Annotated in this window: 5 protein-coding genes; all 5 read left to right on the top strand. The window is 47.9% G+C overall.

The window, feature by feature from the left end:
• A partial coding sequence (locus V7Z60_RS09145; RefSeq protein ID WP_334117512.1) for a YitT family protein occupies window positions 1–720 on the top strand: 720 nt, incomplete at its 5' end.
• 89 nt (window positions 721–809) lie between these two features.
• The gene (locus tag V7Z60_RS09140; RefSeq protein ID WP_334117511.1) at window positions 810–1,538 is read left to right on the top strand and encodes a TerC family protein; all 729 of its coding nucleotides are present in this window, start codon (window positions 810–812) and stop codon (window positions 1,536–1,538) included.
• A 58-nt stretch (window positions 1,539–1,596) separates the two neighbouring features.
• Window positions 1,597–2,130, top strand: a complete 534-nt coding sequence (locus V7Z60_RS09135) for a GNAT family N-acetyltransferase (RefSeq protein ID WP_334117510.1) — start codon at window positions 1,597–1,599, stop codon at window positions 2,128–2,130.
• Between the two features lie 127 nt (window positions 2,131–2,257).
• Entirely contained in the window at window positions 2,258–3,076 is an 819-nt protein-coding gene (locus tag V7Z60_RS09130; protein WP_334117509.1) for a Cof-type HAD-IIB family hydrolase, read from the top strand.
• 39 nt (window positions 3,077–3,115) lie between these two features.
• Entirely contained in the window at window positions 3,116–3,454 is a 339-nt protein-coding gene (locus V7Z60_RS09125) for a thioredoxin family protein (RefSeq protein WP_334117508.1), read from the top strand.
• The last annotated feature ends 147 nt before the right edge of the window (window positions 3,455–3,601 follow it).

The following is a 3,601-nucleotide window of genomic DNA, read 5'->3' as shown; positions in this document are numbered from 1 at the left end:
CTCATGACGATTTTCTACTACTGGCTGAAAATTGCGCCGAGCCTGACGAACATCGTGTTGAACGGACTGCTGCTTCTTGTCGGCTGGAAACTGCTGAACAAGGAAACCGTTTTTTATACGTTATATACAATCACGATGATTTCGGTCTTTTTGAAACTGATCGGGTCAATGCGTTTCCCGCTGCATGATCCCCTGGTGGCGGCACTGATCGGTGGTGCACTGATGGGCGTCGCAATGGGATTCATCATGAAGGGCGAGGGAACTCTGGCCGGTTCGACGATTCTTGCCAGAATCGTAAACAAGTTCCTTGGCATCAAAACCGGTTCTGCCATGCTTTGCTTCGATTTGATGGTGGCAATTCCGTCGGCGGCGGTCATCGGCTTTGAAAATATGCTGCTGACGATCGTGGAACTGTATTTGTCAGCGGTGATATTGAACAAACTGCTCGCACAGTTCGTGGAAAAACGCTCCCTGACAATCATCTCGGAAAGGTTCGAGGAACTGGCGGCGGCATTGTCCGATGCAACAGGGCAGGGCGTGACGATCATCGATGGTCACGGGTACGTCAGCGGTCAGAAGAAGCAGCTGCTTTACTGCGTCTGCGACACGAAGGATCTTGTGAAGCTGATGAACCTGATCACTGAGCTTGATCCGAAGGCATTCGTCGTGATGGAAGAAGTCAGGAGTACATATGGCAGGGACCTGCTCAGGATTTTGTAACTTATGAAAAACTTACAATTTGGAATATTCATCATCACTGTCCGTTCATGGTAGAATTAATTTGAATAAACAGTAAGGGAGAACCGTGATTGTCACTAATTGAAAAATTGTATGGTCCGTTTTTTGATTTGGAAAATTGGAGGACGGTGATTACGTCTGGCGAGGACTGGATGATTATCCTCTCGCTTGTTTTGATTGAATGTCTGCTTTCGGTTGACAATGCGATTGTGCTTGCCGCACAGACGCAGAAGCTTCCGGATAAGGTCCAGCAGGAAAAGTCCCTGTTTTACGGATTGTGGGGGGCGTACGTCTTTCGCTTCATCATGATCGGACTCGGCGCATATTTAATCAATTTCTGGGAAGTCAAGGTCTTTGGCGCACTGTACTTAATGTATCTGTCCCTGAATCACTTCTGGAAGATGCGGCATCCTGAGTCGGTGCACCATCGGGAGAAGAAGAGCCGTTTTCAGATTCTGCCGCTTTTCTGGTCCGTGGTCGTGTCGATTGAATTGATGGACATGGTCTTTTCGATTGACTCGATTCTGGCTTCGCTTGCAATTTCACCAAATCCGGTCATCGTCCTGATTGGCGGCCTGATTGGCATTCTGTGCATGCGGGGAATTGCGGAAGTTGTCATGAGGCTGATGGAAATCCTGCCTGAACTTGAGGTTACGGCATATATTCTGATTGCATTGATTGCGGTCAAGCTGTTCCTGACGATTCCGATGATTGACATCGAAATCCCGGCTGCGCTGTTTGGCGGAATCGTGCTGGCTTCATTGGCGGCAACGGTTGTTGTGCATAAGATAAGAAATTAACATGAAACTTCGGACCGGAAATGCTTCCGGTCCTTTTTGAAATCAAGGAGGGATCAGAATGCTGGTCGAAAGACTGAACTTTCTTCTGCCTTATCAGGTCAGAAGACTGACTGAAGAAGACGGCGGAGAAATTTTTGCGCTGCAGAGAAGACATTCAGGATATCATGCGCTGTTTTTGAATCATGAAGTGGAAAAATCAGACGTGATGAGTGATCTGACGAGCATCCCGGAAGGAGTTTTGCCGGAAGACAAGTTTTATCTCGGAATGTATGATGCTGACAGTCTCGTTGCGATTGCTGACGTCGTACTGAATTTTCCGACAACCAGGACCGCATGGCTGGGGCTGGTCATGGTCGATTATGATGCCGTCGGTCAGGGGGTCGGAGGAAAAGTCATCGAAGCGCTGAAGAAGGCCCTGATGCGCGAACGTTTCAGTCAGCTGTGCACGCTTGTCCCGACAGGGTCTGATGCAGGGAGCTTCTTTGATGCGCACGGCTTTTCAACGGGTGATGAAATGCTGATGGGCGTCCGGGAAGACGGAGTAAAAATTGTCGGTGAACTGAGGACGGCTGATTTGGATGTGATTAAATAAAAGTATTTATAATGATTTTTACGTCTTAACGAGTTTTTTTATGCAATTATCGTTATTCGCGTTGACTTATTGGTACAAATATTATAAGATAGCCTTGTGAAAACGTTTAAATTATGGAGGTACTGTTATGTATAAGCTTATCGTATGCGACATGGATGAAACGCTGCTTGCCGACAACAAGACAATCACGCCGAGAACAGTTGAAGCAGTCAAGCGTGCCGTTAAAAAAGGCGTTCGCTTCGCTCCGAATACAGGACGCGGCTTCCTGTCAGTGCAGGGAAATCTTGAAACGCTTGGGTTGAAGAATGTTCCGGGACAGTACGTGATTTCATACAACGGTGCGGCAATCGTTGAAAACAAGGACAACAGAGTCATCAAGACGGAAACGATGAATTTTGAAACCGTAAAGGAACTGTTCAGGCTCGGGATTGCCCATCCTGAATACTGCGTTCATGTCTATACGGTTGACGGCCTGTACATCTGGAACCTTAACGATGACGAACTGGCATACATTGACGGCAGACTCGACGGTTATGAACAGCCGGAAGAAGAAAGCATCGAGTTTCTTCGTGAGACTCCGATCACGAAGATCATCTTCAACGTGCCGTCTGAAGACGAACGGCTTGCATTGCAGAAATATGTTCAGGAAAACTTTGAAGAACCGCTGAACATCACCTTTTCGTCTGACCGCTATATCGAATTCAATTCAAGAAAAGCAGACAAGGGTCAGGCAACGCTGCATCTTGGAGAGCTTTTGGGTATCAGGCCGGAGGAAATCATCGCAATCGGCGACAACGGCAACGATGTTCCGATGATCAAGGCAGCCGGTCTGGGCGTGTCAGTGGCCAACGGCCGTGAATTTGTCAAGGAAATCGCGGACTACGTGACGGAAGCTGACAACAATCACGATGCTGTGGCTGAAGTGATTGAAAAGTTTATTGATTAGGGTCTGATGTGTTATACTCATCTTGGATGGGGTGATCAGATGGCTAAAAAGACGAATGAGCACGCGTTTGAAGAGGATATCAGACAGGCACCGCTTGTAGTCGTTGACTTCTTCGCTGACTGGTGCGGACCTTGCAAGATGATGGCGCCGGTACTGGAGCAGCTGGAGCGCGATTTTTCGGTTAAGGAATATCGCGGTCAGGTCAGGTTTCTGAGCGTTGACGTCGAGCATCACAGGAAGCTTGCCGAAGACAGAAACGTCATGAATCTGCCGACCTTGATGATCTTTGAAAACGGCGTGGCCAGGGAGAAGGTCGTCGGGTACCGCAAGTACGGCGATCTGAAGAGATATCTTGAGGAAAAGCTTGCGGAATGCTAGAGAGGCTGGGAAAAAACTATGTCTCTGATAAAAGTCCCAGATGATTTGCAGTTAATTGCAAATTTCATCCTGGACTTTATTTGTGTACACCGTTAAATGTGTGCTTTGACCGCAACCAAGGCTGCCCATATACGGGCTCATGAGCGT

The organism is Ligilactobacillus sp. (genome assembly GCF_036846325.1).
Lineage (GTDB): Bacteria > Bacillota > Bacilli > Lactobacillales > Lactobacillaceae > Ligilactobacillus.
Note: the sequence above shows the minus strand (reverse complement) of the source record. Positions and strands in the feature narration are given on the sequence as shown.

Excerpts from the sequence above, each read along its gene's own strand:
- V7Z60_RS09135 (WP_334117510.1), top strand. The coding sequence starts at position 1,597 with ATGCTGGTCGAAAGACTGAACTTTCTTCTGCCTTATCAGGTCAGAAGA.
- V7Z60_RS09130 (WP_334117509.1), top strand. The coding sequence starts at position 2,258 with ATGTATAAGCTTATCGTATGCGACATGGATGAAACGCTGCTTGCCGAC.
- V7Z60_RS09125 (WP_334117508.1), top strand. The coding sequence starts at position 3,116 with ATGGCTAAAAAGACGAATGAGCACGCGTTTGAAGAGGATATCAGACAG.